Raw genomic sequence first — 16,709 nt, forward strand, 5'->3', positions numbered from 1 at the left:
CACCGGGGAGGGGAATCAAGTGACTCGTCATACCTTCATGCGTGGCTCCCTTGTCACGCTCATCGGGTTGGCGCTCTCTGCGTCGGCCGTGTCGCTGGTGGCGCCCGCGCACGCGGAGACCGCGACGGAGATCACCGTTCCGGCCACCATGCGCACCTCTCCGCGCACGGCGTATCTGCAGAGCGCGGGGGCTTCCGGCTTCCTCGAGTACCGCTCCGCCGCAGAGGGCTCCGGCCTCTGGTGGACCGGCTACGACGGCAGCCGGAAGCCGGTGGAAGGCGGCGAGAAACTCGCGCCGCGCACCGCGGGCGCGTACGGCACCGGTTCGGACATCGTCGCCCTTCGCCCGTCCCAGGGCAGTGGTGGGCAGGTCCTGCTCCGGGACATGGGAACCGGTACGACGGAGACCGTCGACGTCCCGGCGGGCCAGAGCTATCTGAAGACGTACGGACGTACTGTCCTGACCAGCACTTCGACAGGCGACGAACGGACTCAGCTCTTCCTGCTGCACGACGAGAGCGGCAGCACGGTGCAGAAGCCCGTGACCGGGTTCCCGGACGGGACGGTCTTCTCCTCCTTTCCCACGGGTTCCGCCTCCGGCATGCTCGTCGACTACAACGGCCCGGACGGGGTCACCCGGTACGCCTGGGTGGATGCGGAGTCCGGTGCCGCCACGCTCCTGCCTCCAACGGTGGCGAACCTCTCCACCGTGGTGGGATCCGACTACCTGGTCAGCTACAGCGGGTCCCGGGCGCGGGTGTACGCCCAGGGTGCCTACGACGCTCCCTCGCACGAGGTCGCCTTCCCCCACAACTCCGGGGACAAGATCCTCGGCGTCGTCGGTGACGCGCTCGTCGTCGCGCGGCGCGACGGATCCTCCGTCTGGAGTGTGTCGGCGCTGCCCTTCGACGGCTCCGCCGAGCTGCCCCTGTTCAAGCGGGCGGATCCCGCCGCTGTCGGGTCTCCCGACGGAGGCCTGGTCCTCGCCGGCGGGGAGTCCTCCCTGGACTACGGCATCGCCAAGGTCGAGGCGGGGGCCGACGGTCTGCCCAGGGCCCGCCGGATCGTGGGCCTTCCGGCCGTGCCCATGGGGATCGAGAGGTTCGATCTGAGCGGCGGTGAGCTGACGACCTACGAGTCCGGCGACGGGGCGACGCACCTGTACAGCCGCTCGCTGGCCACGACGGGGGCGCTGACGGCGGGCCCGCGCACGGACCGGGGAGCGACCCAGAGGTGCGGGGTCATGGCCGGGGACTACGGGAGCTGTCCCGACCTGATGGGTACGGGTGACGGCCGGGCGGTCCTCCACAACGCGGCCGGGGAGGTCTCCGTCCTGGACCGGGGGCAGTCCCTTCCCGGCACCGTGCTGGCCTCCGGCCTCCAGGACAACCATTTCCTCCTGGACGTCGAAGGCCGGTATGCGGCCTGGCACGGGCCCTCGCCCGCGGGAGACGGCCTGATCGTGGCGGACCTGGACGCGCGCAAGATCGTGCTCACCCGCACGGGCGCGGCCGACACGGGTGCCCCCGCCCTGTGGGGGGAAACGCTGTGGACGGCGACCAGGGACGGCGCCGTCACGGCCACGGAGATGCGTTCGGGCACCGCGATCACGTCGTTCCGGCTGGGCGGCAGCGGCTGCGGTCTGAGCGGCTTCCAGGCGGTCGGACGCTGGGTGTACTGGTCCGGATGGTGCGATCTTCCCCAGGGCGACGTGCGGAAGGCGTACGTGTACGACACCCGCAGGAAGACATCCATCGCCGTGCCCACCGGCGGAGAGACGCACCTGGGCGACGGCTTCCTGGTCACGCGTGACTCCGGAACCGGAGCGCTGGTCCTCACGGACGTCACGAGCGGCTCCGCGGTGAGCCGGACCCTGGCGGCCAAGGCCGGGGAGTGGGACGTCGATCCGTACACCGGCCTGGTCGGCTACGTGGACCAGACCTCTCAGGACATCCACGTCCTGCGGAGTGGCGTCACCGCCACGGACATCGCGGTGCTGGGAGCAAAGACGGAACCCTCGGTCGGCCTGGCGGACTCGTCGTCGTCGTGGGACGGCACGTGGTGGCTGTCGAAGCCGGCCGCGTCGTGGACGCTGGTGCTCAGGAACAAGGCGACCGGGGCCACCGTGCGGACACTGTCCGGCGGCGCCGCGCACGACGCGGTCCACACGTCCTGGAACGGCAGGACGTCGACGGGCGCGTATGTGCCCAACGGCACGTACAACTGGACGCTGACGGTGGCACCGGCCGACAAGCACGGTGCGTCGGCGACCGCGTCCGGCTCGCTGGCGTTGACCGGCGGTGCCGCGGTGAGACGCGATCACGTCGGGTCCGACGGCATCGGTGACCTGCTCACGCTCACCTCCCAGGGCGCGCTCTCCTTCCACCGGGGCGACGGTGCCGGGAAGTTCTCGACGAAGCCCTCGGCTTCGGGATGGCCGTCCTCGATCACGGCCGTGCCGTTCGGAGACCTGAACGGCGACCGCTGCGACGACGTGCTCGTGCGGTTCAGCAGCGGTGCGCTGCGGGCGTACCGTCCGGGGTGCGGCAAAGCCCTGACGACATCCACGCCGTACACCACGCTGGGAACGTCGGGCTGGACCCAGTACAACGTGCTGACCTCACCGGGCGACATCACCGGTGACGGCCGGGCGGACCTGATCGCCCGCCAGGCGTCCACCGGTGACATCTACCTGTACAAGGCCACGAGCACCGGAAAGCTCTCGGCGCGGGTGAAGATCTTCTCCAAGTGGTCCGGCTACAAGAAGATCATCGGCGTCGGCGACCTCAACGGTGACGGGTACGGGGACCTGCTGGCGCAGGACACGTCGAACAAGCTGTGGCGGTACGCGGGCACGGCGACCGGCGGCTTCAGGGCGCGGGTCAAGGTGGCCGACAACTGGGGCGCCTCCTACAACGTCGTGGTGGGCGCCGGCGACATCACCGGGGACGGGAAGGCGGACATCGTCTTCCGCGACACCTCCGGAAAGCTGTGGCGCGCCAACGGCGACGGCAAGGGCTCCTTCGGCCCTCGCACCGGGATCACCACCGGATGGCAGGGCTACAAGGCCCTGTACTGACCGCCCGTCACAGGTCGGGTCCGAGGAAGTGGCCGGCCCCGCCCACCACAGAGTCCGCGAGCTCACCGGGACCGGAGCGTGGGCCCGTGACGGACTGTCACACGAAGCTCTCCGGTCGCAGCCGCTCCGCGACAGCGTGCGCCTGCCCTCGACCCGCGTGAGAGGTGGTGCGCGGCCGGCTCTGGCAGGTCATCCGTTGGCGATCGACGAAGCCCGGCCGTCGGTTGGGTCCCGGACGTGTCTCCGGGCCGCCCCCTGACAGGCCGGGGATGCAAACCATTCTCTTCAGAGCTGGAACCCCCGGAAGCCGACCACGCGCTGAAACCATAGCCACAGCCACTGACAACGGGTCCTGCCAGCGATCCGCCCCGAGCCGGGAGCGCGGGTCCGGTTCTCGTCACCCGTTCCCCGTGAGCCGTCGAAACCCCCAGGCCCATGACCCGGGGCTGTCTCTTGTGCGCGTCCGGCCCGGTTGTCCGTGAACTCCCCCGGGATTGTCCGTGATCGGTAACGGACGCATCCCGTGACCGGGATCCTTCGTCCTGCCAAGTGGTCGCGACGCGACCGGGGATCGACGGGGCACTGGGCGGAAGCGGGGCGGACATGGCGCGGCACGGCGGAACACGGGGCTGGTACGGCAAGGTGGTCGGGGCGGCACTCGGGGTGACGGTGTTCGCCGTCGGTGCCTCGGTGTGGACCGCGCAGGCCGGCGCCGTGGGCGGCCCCTCGCCGAAGGCGACCGCGACGGCCGCGCCGCGCAGTGACGTCAGGACGGTCGCGATGACCATCGCGCACGCCTCGGACAAGGGGGCGCGCGGCGTCAACATCACCATCGACGACGGTCCCGACCCCGTGTGGACCCCCCAAGTCCTCGATGTGCTGCGGGAGTACGGGGTGAAGGCCACGTTCTGCATGGTGGGGACGCAGGCGCAGGCCCACCCGGATCTCGTGAAGAAGGTGGCCGCGGCCGGACACCGGCTCTGCGACCACACGGTGTCGCACGACACCGCGATGGACAAGAAGTCCCCGGCCTACCGGTCACAGCAGATACTCGACGCCGAGAGCATGATCACCAAGGCGTCCGGGGGCGTCCGGCCGATGTACTACCGGGCCCCCGGCGGCGCCTTCACCCCCGACAGCCGCAAGCTCGCCGCTTCCCGGGGCATGCGCCCGCTGGGCTGGAACGTGGACACCAAGGACTTCGAGCGGCCGGGCACGGACGCCATCGTCGCCACCGTCCGGCGCGAGCTCCCCAACGGGCCGACGCTCCTCTTCCACGACGCGGGAGGCGACCGCTCCCAGACCGTCGAAGCGCTGCGCCGGGTCCTGCCCTGGCTCAAGCAGCAGGGGTACTCCTTCGGCTTCCCCGTGCGCTGACCCACCGGCCCCTCCCTCGCGTGCCCCCGCGAGGCGGCGCGCCGTCCAACCGCCCTCCGCGGCCGAAGTGTTGCCGTGTCACGACGCTGCCACGGCGGTGTCCGGAAGGAACGACGGGCGTGACCTGCGGACCTGGGCAGCCCTCATAGTCGACACAGAGCGGGAGACCGGCAACGCCGTCGCCTCCCCACCGTCCCGCCGGAAGGAACCCCCCGTGATGAACCGCCACCTGCGCAAGGCCGTCCTCGCCTCCGTCGCGATCACCGCCGGGCTGCTGATGACGGCATGCCAGAGCGGCGGCGACACCCACTCGTCCGGCAAGAGCGGAACGGGCGCGACGGCCGTCGCGGCGAAGGTCTCGGACGCCGAGAACGCCAAGAACGCCAAGAACGCAGCCGACTCCAAGGGCGTCAGCGGCTCGTTCAAGAACGGCAGGGTCAGCTACCTCGCCCCGGGCAAGTACATAGTGTCCGTGCCCGGCCGGCAGGGCCAGGAGTTCTGGGTCGCCGACGACACCGAGGTCTACGGCACCGGCACGATCTGCGGCGAGGCGGGGGCCAAGGTGGACGCGCCCTGCACGCTGGACCAGTTGGAGGCGGCGACCAGGAAGGCCGCCGTGGGCGCCGACGTGCGGATGAAGAACGGCGTCGCGACCCTGGTGACCGAGCGGCGCGCCGCCCAGCAGGGCTCCGGATCCGGCTCGGGTTCCGGCTCGGGCTCGGGTTCCGGCACGGGCTCGGGTTCCGGCTCGGGCTCAGGTTCCGGCTCGGGCTCAGGTTCCGGCTCGGGCTCAGGTTCCGGCTCGGGCTCAGGTTCCGGCTCCGGCACCCGTGACACCGCCGTCGAGGGCATCGACAAGGGCAAGGGCGTCAACGGCACCTGGTTCGGCAACGTCTCCTTCGTCGCTCCGGGCAAGTACACGGTGTCCGACATGAAGGGCACCGAGCAGGAGTTCCTCGTCGCCGAGGACACCGAGATCGTGGGCTACGACGACGTCTGCGGTGACCCGGGCGCAGCCGGCCAGGACGGCACCAAGTGCACCGAGGACGAGCTGGAGACGGCCGCCAAGAAGGGCTTCGGCGCCGAGGTCGTGATCAGCAACGGCATCGCGACCAGCATCCGCGACGACCACTGAGTCCGGATCGGACGCGGACCGGGCGACGTCTTACGGAGCGGTGACATGCCCGGCGCGGCGCTGTGGCGGCGCGGGTCCGGGGCCTAACGTGCCCGGCATGCGTGTACTGGTCACCGGCGGTGCCGGGTTCATCGGGTCCCATGTCGTCGAGGCGCTGGCGCGAGACGGGCACGAACCCGTCGTGTTCGACCTGCGCGACGGCCAGGACGTGCGCGACGCCGCAGCGGTGGCGGCCGCGCTGCCGGGCGTGGACGCGGTCTGCCATCAGGCGGCGATGGTCGGGCTGGGAACGGGGTTCGGTGACGCGGTGGAGTACGTGTCGCGCAACGACCTCGGGACGGCGGTACTGCTGGCCGCCATGGCGGAGGCGGGAGTGCGGCGGCTCGTGCTCGCCGGGTCGATGGTGGTGTACGGGGAGGGGCGGTACGCGTGCGAGTGGCACGGGGTGGTGCGGCCGGGACCCCGGGCCGTGGCCGATCTGGACGCGGGACGGTTCGAACCCCGGTGCCCTCGGTGCGGTGAGGAACTGGCCCCGGGGCTCGTCGGCGAGGACGCGCCGGCCGACCCCCGCAACGTGTACGCGACGACCAAGCTGGCCCAGGAGCATCTGGCGGCGGCCTGGGCCCGGGCCACGGGCGGCTCGGCGGTGTCGCTGCGCTATCACAACGTCTACGGCCCCGGGATGCCGCGCGACACCCCGTACGCGGGCGTCGCCTCCTTCTTCCGGTCCGCCCTCGCCCACGGCAGGGCGCCGCGTGTCTTCGAGGACGGGCGCCAGCGACGGGACTTCGTGCACGTACGGGACGTGGCGGCGGCCAACGTGGCCGCGCTCACGGCCGGATCCGGGGACGGCGCGCTGACCGCGTACAACGCCGGCAGCGGGGAGCCGCACACGGTCGGGGAGATGGCACGGGCGCTGGCCGCCGCGTACGGCGGGCCCGAACCCGTGGTGACCGGTGAGTACCGTCTGGGCGACGTACGCCACATCACGGCGGACTCCTCCCGGCTCCGCGCCGACCTGGGGTGGAAAGCCGAGGTCGGGTTCGAGGTCGGGATGCGGGAGTTCGCCACGGCGAAGCTCCGCGGGGAGTGACGACGCGATCGGGGTCGCCCCTCGCGGATGCTGATCGCGGGCGGACTGCGGCCCGCTCACACCACGCCGTCCCCGATCGCGCCCACAGCGCCTTCCATGAGCGGGCCGGCCTCCTCCTCCGTGGCGGTGGGCGACACCACCAGGAGGTCCCACCGGCCTCGGCCGGGAGTCACCAGACAGACCGTGGGCGGGGCGTGCCGGGGGGTCGTCCGGCTCAGGCGCACGACCTCGCCTGCGACGAGCAGCCGGTCCGGGAACGGGGACCACTCGGCCCCGTCCACCACAACGCCCTCGATCCGCCCCCAGGAGCGCGGAAGTCCGCCGAGCAGCCAGGGCAGTTCGGCGGACAGGTCGTACGAGCGGGGCCACCACGCGCCGTCGATGGGCCGGGGCATGCGGCCGTGCTCGGGCTGCGCCGCCAGGCGCAGGCGGACACCGACCGGGGAGGACAGCGGGGGCGGCGGGGCGAGAGTCATCGGAGCTCCTGGGGCGGGGACGGAGGTGAGTGAAGCGCGGCGGCCGGGGCGGGGGGAAACGGGAGACTTCGGGCGCTCCCCGGCCTCGGTGACGACCGCGCGGCGGTGGTCCTCGCCCGCGCCTCCTGGACTGCTTCCGGGGAATGCGCGGGGGAGGCCGGGTGGTATCGGCGTCGGGGCCGTCAGACCGTCTCGCCCCGGTGGGTGCGGTCGGCGGGCGGCCTGCTGGTGTCCAGCCAGGGGCGGAGCGGTCCGGCGGTGTGCGAGGCGTCGAGCGTGAGGTGCAGTCGCGTGCCGGTTCCCGCGGGGCCGTCCGGATAGCTGCGCTGCTCGTCGCCGGCGAACAGCACCCGGAGCGCGTCCGCGACGCGCCGCGCCGCTTCGGGGTCCCTGGAGACGATGCGGACCTCCACCCGGCCCGACACGTCCGCCCGTACGTCGACGGAATGGGGGGAGTCCGCGCCGGGGGAGTCCGCGCGGTGCGGACCGGACGGGCCATGTGTGGCTTCGGACGTCATAGGGCGGAACCTGCCCCGGACCGGAGCGGCCCGTATCGGCTGCGCGGCGAGGACGAGACCGGTCCCGTCACCGGCATACGAGGTGCCCTCGGCTCCTCCACCGTACTCCTGACGGTCGCCGCGGCCGGCGCGACGCCAGGAGGCTCCGGCACCGGAGGTTCCGGCACGGGGACGCCCGCGGGCGGAGGAGTAGGGTTTTGTGTACCGAGAGTATTCCGTGCGCCGGCGTCCGCACCGGGTCGTTCCCGGCGAGTCCCCGGAACGGAGGCGTCATGTCGCTGCCCCGTCTGACCATCTACCGGCACGACCGGAGGAACCGGGCACTGATCACCCTGGTCGGTAGGATCGACCACGCCACGGCGCCCCGGGTGCGTGCCGCCCTGGACCGGTGCCTGGACGACGGCATCGGCACCATCGACGTCGATCTGACCCCCCTCGGCTCCTGCGACGACAGTGGTCTGAAGGTCTTCCTGGACGCGTCGGAGCACGCCGCCAGGGAGCACGCGTCGCTGCGGCTGCACCACCCCTCCCCCCAGACCTCACGGCTCCTCGCCCGCACCGGCGCCGCTCCCCGGCTCCTCGGCGCGCCGAGGGCTCCGGTGCCGCCGCCCCACCGGCGCGACCCCCGCGGAACGGCTTCCCCGTCGAGTCCGTACGGCATGTGAGACGGGCCGATCAGGGCGGAACAGCATGCCGTCGGGGCCCACCCGGATTCCGGGCGGGCCCCGACGGCGCCGCGGCCGCCCTCCCGAGCCGCGGCGGACGCCGTACGTGGACGCCCACCGCCGTCGGACGGCATGCGTGAGCGTCAGCGGCCGCCGTGTGTGAAGCGCTCGAAGGTGTGGCTGAAGTACCAGGTGTCCTGGGCGATTCCGGAGCAGGCGTTGGCGCCCGCGGTGCCCACGCAGCCGCCGTTGTCGCGCTGGAGGGCCCAGAAGGAGAGCGTGTTGATGCCCCTGGCCGCGGCCCACTTCTCGACCGCGACGGCGTCCTGGGTGGTGAAGGTCTCCTCGGGGCCGTAGTCGTCGATGCCGGGCATCACGGTGACGCCGATCGTGTTCCACAGCTTCGCCGGGGACTTCTCCGGGTGCAGCGCGGCCAGTTGGTCGTGCAGTCCGGTCGCGGCGGTCCTGGCGTCGGCCGCCATGTCGTGGGTGGCGCCGTCCCAGTAGTCGAAGGTCATGATGTTGACGACGTCCACGCGCGCGCCGTTGTCGACGGCGTTGCGCAGCAGGGCCACCCCGCTGGGCGCGAGACCGTTCGCGAAGGTGGGCAGTGTGTAGGAGAACTGCACGTGGTGACGGGTGCGTTCGGCCCAGCGCTGGACCTTGGCGATGGCCTTGTTGCGGCGGTCGACGCCGGCGGTGTTGTTGATCGAGTCGGCCTCGATGTCGAGGTCGATACGGGTGATGCCGTACGTCGTGACGAGACTCTCGTACACCTTCGCGATGGCGTCCACGCTGGTGCAGCTGTCGGCGAGTTCGGTGCCGGTGGTGTCGGCGCTGTAGCCGCCGAAGGACGGGATGACGTTGCCGCCGCGGGCCTGGATCCGGGCGATGTCCGCGCCGAAGGACGCCTTGTCGATCGGCTGGGCGGTGGCGCCGTTCCAGTACGCGGTGCACGAGCCCGGCGCGTCCGTCTGGAGGAAGGCCATCGTGAGGTACTTGTTGCCCGACGCGGCGGCGAGCGCGGCCGGGCTCTCGCCGGTCCACGCCTCGAAGTACGGCGCCGCCACGTGCGCGGGGAGCGGCTTCGGGGCGTGCGAGCGGGCCGGCGCCGCGGCCAGCGCACCGCCTCCGCCGAGGGCGACCAGCCCGGCGGACAGGGCGGTCACGGTCATGCAGGACAGCAAGGTGCGAAGCGGACCAGGTCGTCTCATTGACGCTCCCATGGTGGAAAAGAGCAGGCGGGATGAGCGGAAGGGCATCACCGTGGGAGCCTGCCGGGACGGTGCGCGCCGGAGGGCTCCCGCTGGACCAGGAACGAACAGCGACCATCGTTGGACTAGACCAATCGACTGTCAAGGTTCTTTACGGTGAACTGACCCAAACCGTGGGGTCGATGCTCCGGACCACGGGCGCGACACCCCCCGGACCGCCGACGCCACGTCGGCCCCCGCCCGCGCTCAGACGGGCAGCTCCATGAGGGCGACCGGTGCCGAGGTCGGGCGGGCCGAACCGCCGGCCGGTTCCACCGTGATGCCCACCGCGGAGGCCCCGCCGGGCGATCCGTCCAACAGCACGGCCTGCGTGGCCCGATGGGCGTCCATCAGCCCGGCCGGCCGCATGGTTCCGGAGTCGTCGAACCAGAGCTGGTAGACCTTGCCGCGGGGCGGTACCGCCATCCCCGAGGCCACGAAGGCCGCCTGGTCGCGGCTCCTGGAGACGAGGAGCGTGCCGGCCGCCCCGTCCGCGAGACGTACGTGGCGGGACGTCACGTCGGGGGCCGAGAGGACCGCCGCGAGGTCGTCCGCACGCTGCCGGGCCGCGCTCTCCCGCCGCCCCGCGTCGTCGGCCCTGGTGTGCTGCCAGACCGTGGTCCCGGCGAGCCCCGCGGCGGCCGCGACGCAGGCGGCCAGCGCCCAGCGTCCGAGCCGCCGGGTGAGCGCGCGGGACGGAGCGGGCAGGCGTACCCGCGGAACGTCCTGGCGGACGGCCGGGACCCGGGCCATGACCCTCGCCTTCATCGCGGGGTGCGGCGGAGCGGCGACCGCGAGCCCCAACCTGGCCGCCGCGGCCGTCAGTTCGGCCACCTCGCCGGCACAGGCCGCGCAGTCGGCGAGGTGTTCCTCGAACGCGGCGCGCTCCTGGTCCGGCAGGGCGTGCAGGGCGTACGCGCCGGTCAGGGTGTGCAGGTCGGCGGTGGTCGTCATGCGCTCACTCCCAGGCAGTCACGCAGTCGGATGAGACCGTCGCGCAGACGGGTCTTGACCGTCCCCAGCGGCACGGACAGTTGGGCGGCCACCTCGCGGTAGGTCAGTCCCCGGTAGTAGGCGAGCGTCACGGACTGGCGCTGCAGTTCCGTGAGTGTGCGCAGGCAGCGGCGTACCTGCTCGCGTTCGAGCCGGATCTCGACCTGCTCGGTCACCTCGTCGTACTCGGGCATCCGGTCGAGCAGCGCCGCCCGGTGGTCCCGGGCGGCCGTGGCCTCGGCGAAGCGGACCCGGTCCACGGCACGACGATGGGCCAGGGTGAGAACCCAGTTGATGGCGGTGCCGCGCGCCGCCTCGAAGCGGGGCGCGGTGCGCCACACCTCGACCAGGACGTCCTGGGTGACCTCCTCGGACTGGGCCCGGTCGCGCAGCACCGCGCGCACCACGCCGAGCACCGGGCCGGCGACGGCGTCGTAGAGGCCGGCGAACGCCTGCTCGTCGCCGCAGGCCACGGACCGCATCAACGCTTCCAGGTCGGGACGCCGGGACGGGTCGCTCCCGATGTACACGGCTTCTCTCACTTGGCCATCCTTCGGAGCACGCGGGCACGCGGACGGGGGGCCGGGGTGGCCCGGGGGGCCGGGGTGGCCAGGTGGCCCGGGGTGGCCAGGTGGCCCGGGGGGCCGGGTGGCCGGGGTGGCCGGGGTGGCCGGGCGTGCGGCCCGGCCACCCTCGTGCCCCTCCCCGTCACGGGAGTCGTGGTGCGGTGTCGGCTCGTCGGCGTCAGCTCTTCGGCATCAGCACGGTGTCGACGATGTAGACATTCGCGTTGGCGGTCCTGACGTTGCCGCAGACGACCTTGGAGGCGTCGTTGACCGTGTAGGACTCGCCGGAGCCCGCGGTGGCCAGCTTGGACTTCTCCAGCGTGGCGTAGGAGCCGCTCTCCAGGTCCTTGGGAGCGAGCTTCTGACCCACGACGTGGTACGTGAGGATCTTCGTCAGCTGCGCCTTGTCGGCCAGGACCTTGTCCAGGGTCGCCTTCGGGATCTTCGCGAAGGCGTCGTTGGTCGGCGCGAACACCGTGATGTTCTGCGCGCTGTTGAGCGTGTCCACCAGACCGGCCTTCTTCACCGCGGTGACCAGCGTGGACAGGGCCGGGTTGTTGGACGCGGCGGTCGCCACCGGGTCCTTGGCCATGCCGTTGAAGGAGCCCGCGCCGTTCTTCGGCACCGTGGCGCAGCCCGGCCCGAAGGGCTGCTCGGCGCCGGCCATGTCGCCGGAGCCGGTGGTGGCGCTGTCGGTCGCGGTGTCGCTCGCGGCGGTCGAGGACTTCCCGTTGTCGGAGGAGGCGCTGTCCTTGCCGCTGTCCGAGCAGGCGCTCAGGGCGAGGGGCAGGACGGCGGCCGCGGCGACGGCGAGGGCGGTACGGCGGAAACGGATGTTCATGGAGTTCTCCTAGGACGGCGCGGCGGAAGCCGCGTTCGAGGGGGAAATTTCGAAGGGGACGGAGGGAAGTCGGCGCAGGGGGAGGGAAGTTGAGGGAGGGAAGCCGGGGTCCGGGTGGGTGGAGCGCGCCGGTACTCCCTTACGGGTGCGTGGGGCGGCTCGGTGGGGGTCGCTCAGTCGACGGTCACCACCACCGAGTGCCGGCCACTGGCCCCGTCCGGGATGGTCCGGGCGCGCAGCGCGGTCTGCACCTGGCCGGTGCCGTCGGTGGCCCGGACGGTCAGGGTGTGGCCGCCCTTGGCCGCCTGCCAGGGAAAGGACCACTGCCGCCAGGTGTCGACGCTGTCCTCGGCGGCGAGACGGGCCTGCTGCCAGGGCCCGTCGTCGACACGCACCTCCACCTCACGGATGCCGCGGCGCTGGGCCCAGGCGACACCGGCGACCATCACCGTGCCCGCCCGAGGACGGGCGAACGGCTTGGGGGTGTCGATACGGGACTGGGTCTTGACCGGTGCCCTGCGTGCCCACTTCCGCTTCACCCAGTACGGGTCGTAGGCGTCGAAGGTGGTGAGCTCGATGTCCTGGATCCACTTGCAGGCGGATACGTAGCCGTAGAGACCGGGCACCACCATGCGGACCGGGAAGCCGTGTTCGAAGGGCAGCGGCCGGCCGTTCATACCGAAGGCGAGCAGGGCGTCCCGGCCGTCCATCACGTCGTCGACCGGGCTTCCGATCGTCATGCCGTCGACCGAGCGGGCGACCAGCTGATCGGCCGGACCGCCCTTCGAGGGGGGTGTCACCCCGCACTCGGCCAGCAGATCCGCCAGCCGCACCCCGATCCAGCGCGCGTTGCCCACGTAGGGGCCGCCTACCTCGTTGGACACACAGGTCAGCGTGATGTCGCGCTCGATCGCCGCACGGCGCAGCAGGTCGTCGAAGGAGAGCGACACCGGGCGGGTCACTCCCTTGCCGTGGATGCGCAGCCGCCAGGTGGTGGCGTCGACCTTGGGGACGACCAGGGCGGTGTCGACCCGGTAGAAGTCCTTGGTCGGCGTCACGAACGGACCGATGCCGGGAACCCTCAGCCGCGCGCCCGCGGGCACGGGGGCGGCCGGGGAGCCCGGCGCGGGCAGCAGCACGTGGGCGCGGGAGGCCACCGCGTCGCGGCCGCGGCTGCCGTTCAGCGACCGGCCCAGCGCCCCGGCACCGGTCGACGCCGCCGCGGCCGCGGTGGCCGCCACCAGAAAGCCGCGCCGGTCCCAGCCGGGTTCCCCCGGCGTGACGGCCGGGCCGACGGTGTCGTCGGCCGCCACGGGACGCTCCCCGTCCGGCCCGACGACCGGCGCGGCGTCGAGGGGCCCGCTCACCGCCGGACGGCCGGTGAGCCCGTACAGCAGCAGCCCGCCCACCAACGCGCCCGCCACGGACGGCAGGGCGTCGGCCGCGCCCGTGGAATCCGGGCGGCTGAGCGCGGCCGCCGCGCCCACGACACCGAATACGAGTACTCCGGCGGACCCGGTCCCGCGGTGGGCGAGCGCGAGAAGCCCGAGCAGGACCGCCAGGACGGCGAGCACGGCGAGAATTCCGAGTTGCAGAACGAGTTTGTCGTCCGTGCCGAAATGACGGATCGCCCAGTCCTTCACGGGCGCCGGGGTCCGGTCGATCGCCGCCGACCCCACGGCCACGATCGGACCGGCCTGTGGCCGCACGAACGCGGACACCAACTCGGCGAACGCCAGAGCCGCGTAACCGGCCAGCAGCCCGCTCAGCGCGGCCCGCGCCCGCCGCACCCACCGGATGCCGCGCCTCGACGTACTCGGTTCTTGTCTCACGGCCGGAATCCGAAGCAGAACAGTGCCGCGGATTGGTCACTCACCACATCGGAGGAATTTTCGTTTCCGACCAATCCGCGCCGCGTTCGGCTTCGAATAAAGACCCACGAACGTGACACGAAAGGGCCACGGAAGTTCCGCGCAGGGGCCGCGAATGAGCCCGGAAGGATCCGCGGGATTCATCGGAGAAAAGCCCTGGGTGAATACGGACGGGACGTCATGTGCGGACGTCGCAGCGGTCGGAGAACCACACGACGGCGTACGGGCGCGGGGCCGGCACGCGGGCCGGCACGCGGGGCGTGGGGCGCGGGGCACGGCCCCATTTCTCCGGCCCGCTGACCACTTCCTCACATGTCCCGTCCAGGATGATGATCATGCCTTTCTCCATCAACCGCACGGGCGGTGTCCGCCCGGGGCTGTCCGCGGTCGTCCTGGTCCTGTCCGTCGCCCTCACCGGATGCGGGGGCGGAACCGACTCCGTGGGCGGTGCACGGTCGTCGGCCGTCGGCACGGATGCCCCTGCCGCCACCTCCGGCACGACGCAGGCCAAGCCCTCGCGCCCTTCCGCGGACACCGGAGCGGCCGGCAGCGCCGACTCGGCGCGGCTGCCGGGCCTGGGCCCCCGTACGCTGGCCGCCGTTCCCGCGGAGGCGCGGCAGGTCGTCCTGGTCACCGGCCGCGGCAGGAACTCCCCGATATCCAAGGTGGCGCTGTACCGGCGTACGGACACGGGCTGGGCACCGGGAGCCGAGTGGCCCGCCCACAACGCGCTCAGGGGCTGGACGGACGACCACCACGCCGGTGACCTCCGCTCCCCCATCGGCGTGTTCGCCCTCACCGACGCGGGAGGGCTGCTGGCCGACCCCGGCAGCAAACTGCCGTACGACCGGTCGGGGGGCTTCACCACCGTCGGCACCGGCTTCGAGGGCGAACCGCTCGCGGGCTCCTTCGACTACGTCGTCGCGATCAACTACAACCGCCGGCCCGGCACTTCACCTCTCGACTGGACCCGCCCGCTCGGCGCGGGCCGCGGCGGTGGCATCTGGCTGCACGTGGACCACGGCGGCCCGACGCACGGCTGCGTCGGCCTCGCTCAGCGGCACATGAAGGAACTCCTGCTCACGCTCGACCCCGCCCTGCATCCCGTGGTCGTCATGGGTGACGCGACGTCCCTCGCCCGCTGACACCGGGGCGGCAGCCGGGCGGGGACTCCCTCCGCCCGGGGTCAGCCGGGGTGCGCCGGGCGGGTTCTCAGGGGCGTTTCGAGGGTCTTCTCCGTCAAGGGGTCGAGGAGTTTGGCGGGACCGGGCGGGGGCGCGGTACGCGGGGTGCTCGGGGTTCCCCGGGTCCGCGAGGCGCCGGGAGGCTGCGGAGTGCTCCGGGCGCCGGGGGTGCTGGGGGCGCCGGGCGTGCCCGGCGTGCTGGGGGCGCCGGGGGTGCTGGGCGTGCTGGGGGCGCTGGGCGTGCCTGAACTCCCCCGTGGGTTCCGGTCGTCCGGAGTGCGCCGCGTGTGCGGGACCCCGGAGGCGGGCCGTTCCGGCACGGCGGCGGCGGACTCTTCACGGGTGCGTCCGCCCGTGGGACGGGTTCCGATCAGGGACCGGTACGTCGCCGGGTGGACCACGAAGAACATCATCGCGGCGTGCAGCGGGGCCAGCAGGGGGGCCGTCAGCCGTTCCGTACGGCTCAGACCGGGTCTCAGGACGGCGTACAGCAGCGCTTCGGCCAGCGTGAACACCCCGACGGCCGCCAGGACGTGCAGGAGGAGGCCGGTAGAGCCGGTGCGCCGGACGCCGGCCACGAGGCCGAGGGACAGGAGGGGCAGCAGGGCCCCCGCGCCCAGCTCGACCAGCCGGGCGGTCCTGGCGGACCCGGGCAGGGCGAGGAGTTCCCAGGGGACAAGGCGCCGGACCGCCCTCGCCCGGCTCAACTGCTGCCGGTAGGTGTCGGCGAGGGTGCCGGGCGCGTCGGCGGTGACGTAGGCGCGCGGTACGGAGACCACCCGGCCGCGCGAGCGGGCGTAGCCGCACAGCTGGCGGTCGTCGTCGCCCCCGCCCTCGCCCGAGGCCACGTAGTGCTCCAGATGGTCGGACAGGACCGGCGCCCGGTACAGCGAGAGTCCGCCCGGGGCCGGGCGTGCCGCTCCCACGGCGGAGCGCAGTCCGCGGCCGAGCACGCACAGGACGAACAGTCTGAGGTCCGACAGACGGGCCGTGAGGCCGGCGTGACGGGCCCGGGTCAGAACGGTTCCGGTGCAGGCCTGGACGCGGGGGTCGTTCAGGACGCGCAGCATCTGCCACACCGCGTCCTTGTGGACCTCGGAGCCGGCGTCCACGGTGAGAACGTAGTCGAACGGCTCCCCGCGGTCGCGTAGTCGACGGACCACCGCGGCGCGGGCCGCGCGCCTGCCGCCGCCGGGCAGCCGGTGCCAGGTGACCGAGGGGTGGTCGAAGGGAGCGACGGGGAGGGCCGGTCCGTCGTCGACGACATGGACGGCGTCGACCGGCCGGGACTGGCCGGTCAGCGAGCGGACGGTCGCGTACAGCGGCTCGGCGGCGCCCTCGGCACGACCTCCTTCGCCCCCCGCGCCGTCACCACCGCCACCGCCACCGCCTTCGCCGACGCGCACGGAGACGATCGCCACCACGCGCCCCGGCGCGGCGCGCTTGTGTCTGCTGCCTGTCGGGAGCGCGGTGAGAGCCGTGCAGACCAGGACGGACACCGCCAGCAGGACGGGCCATGACTCAGCCGGCATGCCGCTTCTTCCCCGCGGCGCGGCGGTGACCCACCCCGCACGCGATGATCAGCACGACAGCGAACAAGATATTCATACTTCCCCCTCGTTACCCGCCCAAGGGTTCAACAGCGGCAAGGCCGCGGA

14 protein-coding genes are annotated in these 16,709 nt (G+C 72.7%); 6 read left to right on the forward strand and 8 right to left on the reverse strand.

The window, feature by feature from the left end:
• Positions 1-37: 37 nt before the first annotated feature.
• The 4 genes from ACFVTC_RS24535 (at position 38) to ACFVTC_RS24550 (ending at position 6,684) form a co-directional block, all read left to right on the forward strand.
• Entirely contained in the window at positions 38-3,079 is a 3,042-nt protein-coding gene (locus tag ACFVTC_RS24535) for an FG-GAP-like repeat-containing protein (protein ID WP_390130335.1), read from the forward strand.
• A gap of 603 nt (positions 3,080-3,682) precedes the next feature.
• The gene (locus tag ACFVTC_RS24540) at positions 3,683-4,456 is read left to right on the forward strand and encodes a polysaccharide deacetylase family protein (RefSeq protein ID WP_390130336.1); all 774 of its coding nucleotides are present in this window, start codon (positions 3,683-3,685) and stop codon (positions 4,454-4,456) included.
• 217 nt (positions 4,457-4,673) lie between these two features.
• A complete protein-coding gene (locus ACFVTC_RS24545; protein WP_390130552.1) occupies positions 4,674-5,591 on the forward strand; it encodes a hypothetical protein in 918 nt (305 codons plus the stop codon).
• Positions 5,592-5,688: 97 nt separating this feature from the next.
• Positions 5,689-6,684 carry an NAD-dependent epimerase/dehydratase family protein gene (locus ACFVTC_RS24550; protein WP_390130338.1) on the forward strand — a complete coding sequence of 332 codons (996 nt, stop codon included), beginning with the start codon at positions 5,689-5,691 and terminating at the stop codon, positions 6,682-6,684.
• Between the two features lie 56 nt (positions 6,685-6,740).
• Here ACFVTC_RS24550 and ACFVTC_RS24555 read toward each other — a convergent pair whose 3' ends face one another.
• Positions 6,741-7,160 (reverse strand): DUF5994 family protein, encoded by a 420-nt coding sequence (locus ACFVTC_RS24555; protein WP_390130340.1) that lies wholly within the window; start codon positions 7,158-7,160, stop codon positions 6,741-6,743.
• A 182-nt stretch (positions 7,161-7,342) separates the two neighbouring features.
• Complete coding sequence (locus tag ACFVTC_RS24560; protein ID WP_390130342.1) at positions 7,343-7,678, reverse strand: hypothetical protein; 336 nt, start codon at positions 7,676-7,678, stop codon at positions 7,343-7,345.
• A 272-nt stretch (positions 7,679-7,950) separates the two neighbouring features.
• Between ACFVTC_RS24560 and ACFVTC_RS24565 the strand changes: the two genes are divergently transcribed.
• Positions 7,951-8,343 (forward strand): STAS domain-containing protein, encoded by a 393-nt coding sequence (locus tag ACFVTC_RS24565; RefSeq protein ID WP_390130343.1) that lies wholly within the window; start codon positions 7,951-7,953, stop codon positions 8,341-8,343.
• A gap of 143 nt (positions 8,344-8,486) precedes the next feature.
• Here ACFVTC_RS24565 and ACFVTC_RS24570 read toward each other — a convergent pair whose 3' ends face one another.
• From ACFVTC_RS24570 to ACFVTC_RS24590, 5 genes are all read right to left on the reverse strand, one after another.
• Complete coding sequence (locus ACFVTC_RS24570) at positions 8,487-9,518, reverse strand: chitinase (protein WP_390130345.1); 1,032 nt, start codon at positions 9,516-9,518, stop codon at positions 8,487-8,489.
• Between the two features lie 285 nt (positions 9,519-9,803).
• Entirely contained in the window at positions 9,804-10,550 is a 747-nt protein-coding gene (locus ACFVTC_RS24575) for an anti-sigma factor domain-containing protein (protein WP_390130347.1), read from the reverse strand.
• Entirely contained in the window at positions 10,547-11,131 is a 585-nt protein-coding gene (locus tag ACFVTC_RS24580) for a sigma-70 family RNA polymerase sigma factor (protein ID WP_390130348.1), read from the reverse strand. Before ACFVTC_RS24580 ends, ACFVTC_RS24575 begins: the two co-directional genes overlap by 4 nt.
• A gap of 202 nt (positions 11,132-11,333) precedes the next feature.
• Complete coding sequence (locus ACFVTC_RS24585; RefSeq protein WP_390130350.1) at positions 11,334-11,996, reverse strand: fasciclin domain-containing protein; 663 nt, start codon at positions 11,994-11,996, stop codon at positions 11,334-11,336.
• 173 nt (positions 11,997-12,169) lie between these two features.
• Positions 12,170-13,828 (reverse strand): molybdopterin-dependent oxidoreductase, encoded by a 1,659-nt coding sequence (locus ACFVTC_RS24590; RefSeq protein ID WP_390130351.1) that lies wholly within the window; start codon positions 13,826-13,828, stop codon positions 12,170-12,172.
• A gap of 374 nt (positions 13,829-14,202) precedes the next feature.
• On the opposite strand from ACFVTC_RS24590, the gene ACFVTC_RS24595 reads away from it, so the two are divergent.
• On the forward strand, positions 14,203-15,012 hold the full coding sequence (locus tag ACFVTC_RS24595; RefSeq protein ID WP_390130353.1) for a L,D-transpeptidase family protein: 810 nt from the start codon (positions 14,203-14,205) through the stop codon (positions 15,010-15,012).
• Between the two features lie 41 nt (positions 15,013-15,053).
• On the opposite strand, the gene ACFVTC_RS24600 is transcribed toward ACFVTC_RS24595, so the two are convergent.
• Entirely contained in the window at positions 15,054-16,583 is a 1,530-nt protein-coding gene (locus ACFVTC_RS24600; RefSeq protein WP_390130355.1) for a hypothetical protein, read from the reverse strand.
• Positions 16,584-16,709 lie beyond the last annotated feature (126 nt).

The organism is Streptomyces sp. NPDC057950, assembly GCF_042887295.1.
GTDB classification, from domain to species: domain Bacteria; phylum Actinomycetota; class Actinomycetes; order Streptomycetales; family Streptomycetaceae; genus Streptomyces; species Streptomyces kaempferi.

Excerpts from the sequence above, each read along its gene's own strand:
- ACFVTC_RS24545 (WP_390130552.1), top strand. The coding sequence starts at position 4,674 with ATGAACCGCCACCTGCGCAAGGCCGTCCTCGCCTCCGTCGCGATCACC.
- ACFVTC_RS24600 (WP_390130355.1), bottom strand. The coding sequence starts at position 16,583 with ATGCCGGCTGAGTCATGGCCCGTCCTGCTGGCGGTGTCCGTCCTGGTC.
- ACFVTC_RS24560 (WP_390130342.1), bottom strand. The coding sequence starts at position 7,678 with ATGACGTCCGAAGCCACACATGGCCCGTCCGGTCCGCACCGCGCGGAC.
- ACFVTC_RS24585 (WP_390130350.1), bottom strand. The coding sequence starts at position 11,996 with ATGAACATCCGTTTCCGCCGTACCGCCCTCGCCGTCGCCGCGGCCGCC.
- ACFVTC_RS24570 (WP_390130345.1), bottom strand. The coding sequence starts at position 9,518 with ATGACCGTGACCGCCCTGTCCGCCGGGCTGGTCGCCCTCGGCGGAGGC.
- ACFVTC_RS24550 (WP_390130338.1), top strand. The coding sequence starts at position 5,689 with ATGCGTGTACTGGTCACCGGCGGTGCCGGGTTCATCGGGTCCCATGTC.
- ACFVTC_RS24575 (WP_390130347.1), bottom strand. The coding sequence starts at position 10,550 with ATGACGACCACCGCCGACCTGCACACCCTGACCGGCGCGTACGCCCTG.
- ACFVTC_RS24555 (WP_390130340.1), bottom strand. The coding sequence starts at position 7,160 with ATGACTCTCGCCCCGCCGCCCCCGCTGTCCTCCCCGGTCGGTGTCCGC.
- ACFVTC_RS24565 (WP_390130343.1), top strand. The coding sequence starts at position 7,951 with ATGTCGCTGCCCCGTCTGACCATCTACCGGCACGACCGGAGGAACCGG.
- ACFVTC_RS24535 (WP_390130335.1), top strand. The coding sequence starts at position 38 with ATGCGTGGCTCCCTTGTCACGCTCATCGGGTTGGCGCTCTCTGCGTCG.
- ACFVTC_RS24540 (WP_390130336.1), top strand. The coding sequence starts at position 3,683 with ATGGCGCGGCACGGCGGAACACGGGGCTGGTACGGCAAGGTGGTCGGG.
- ACFVTC_RS24595 (WP_390130353.1), top strand. The coding sequence starts at position 14,203 with ATGCCTTTCTCCATCAACCGCACGGGCGGTGTCCGCCCGGGGCTGTCC.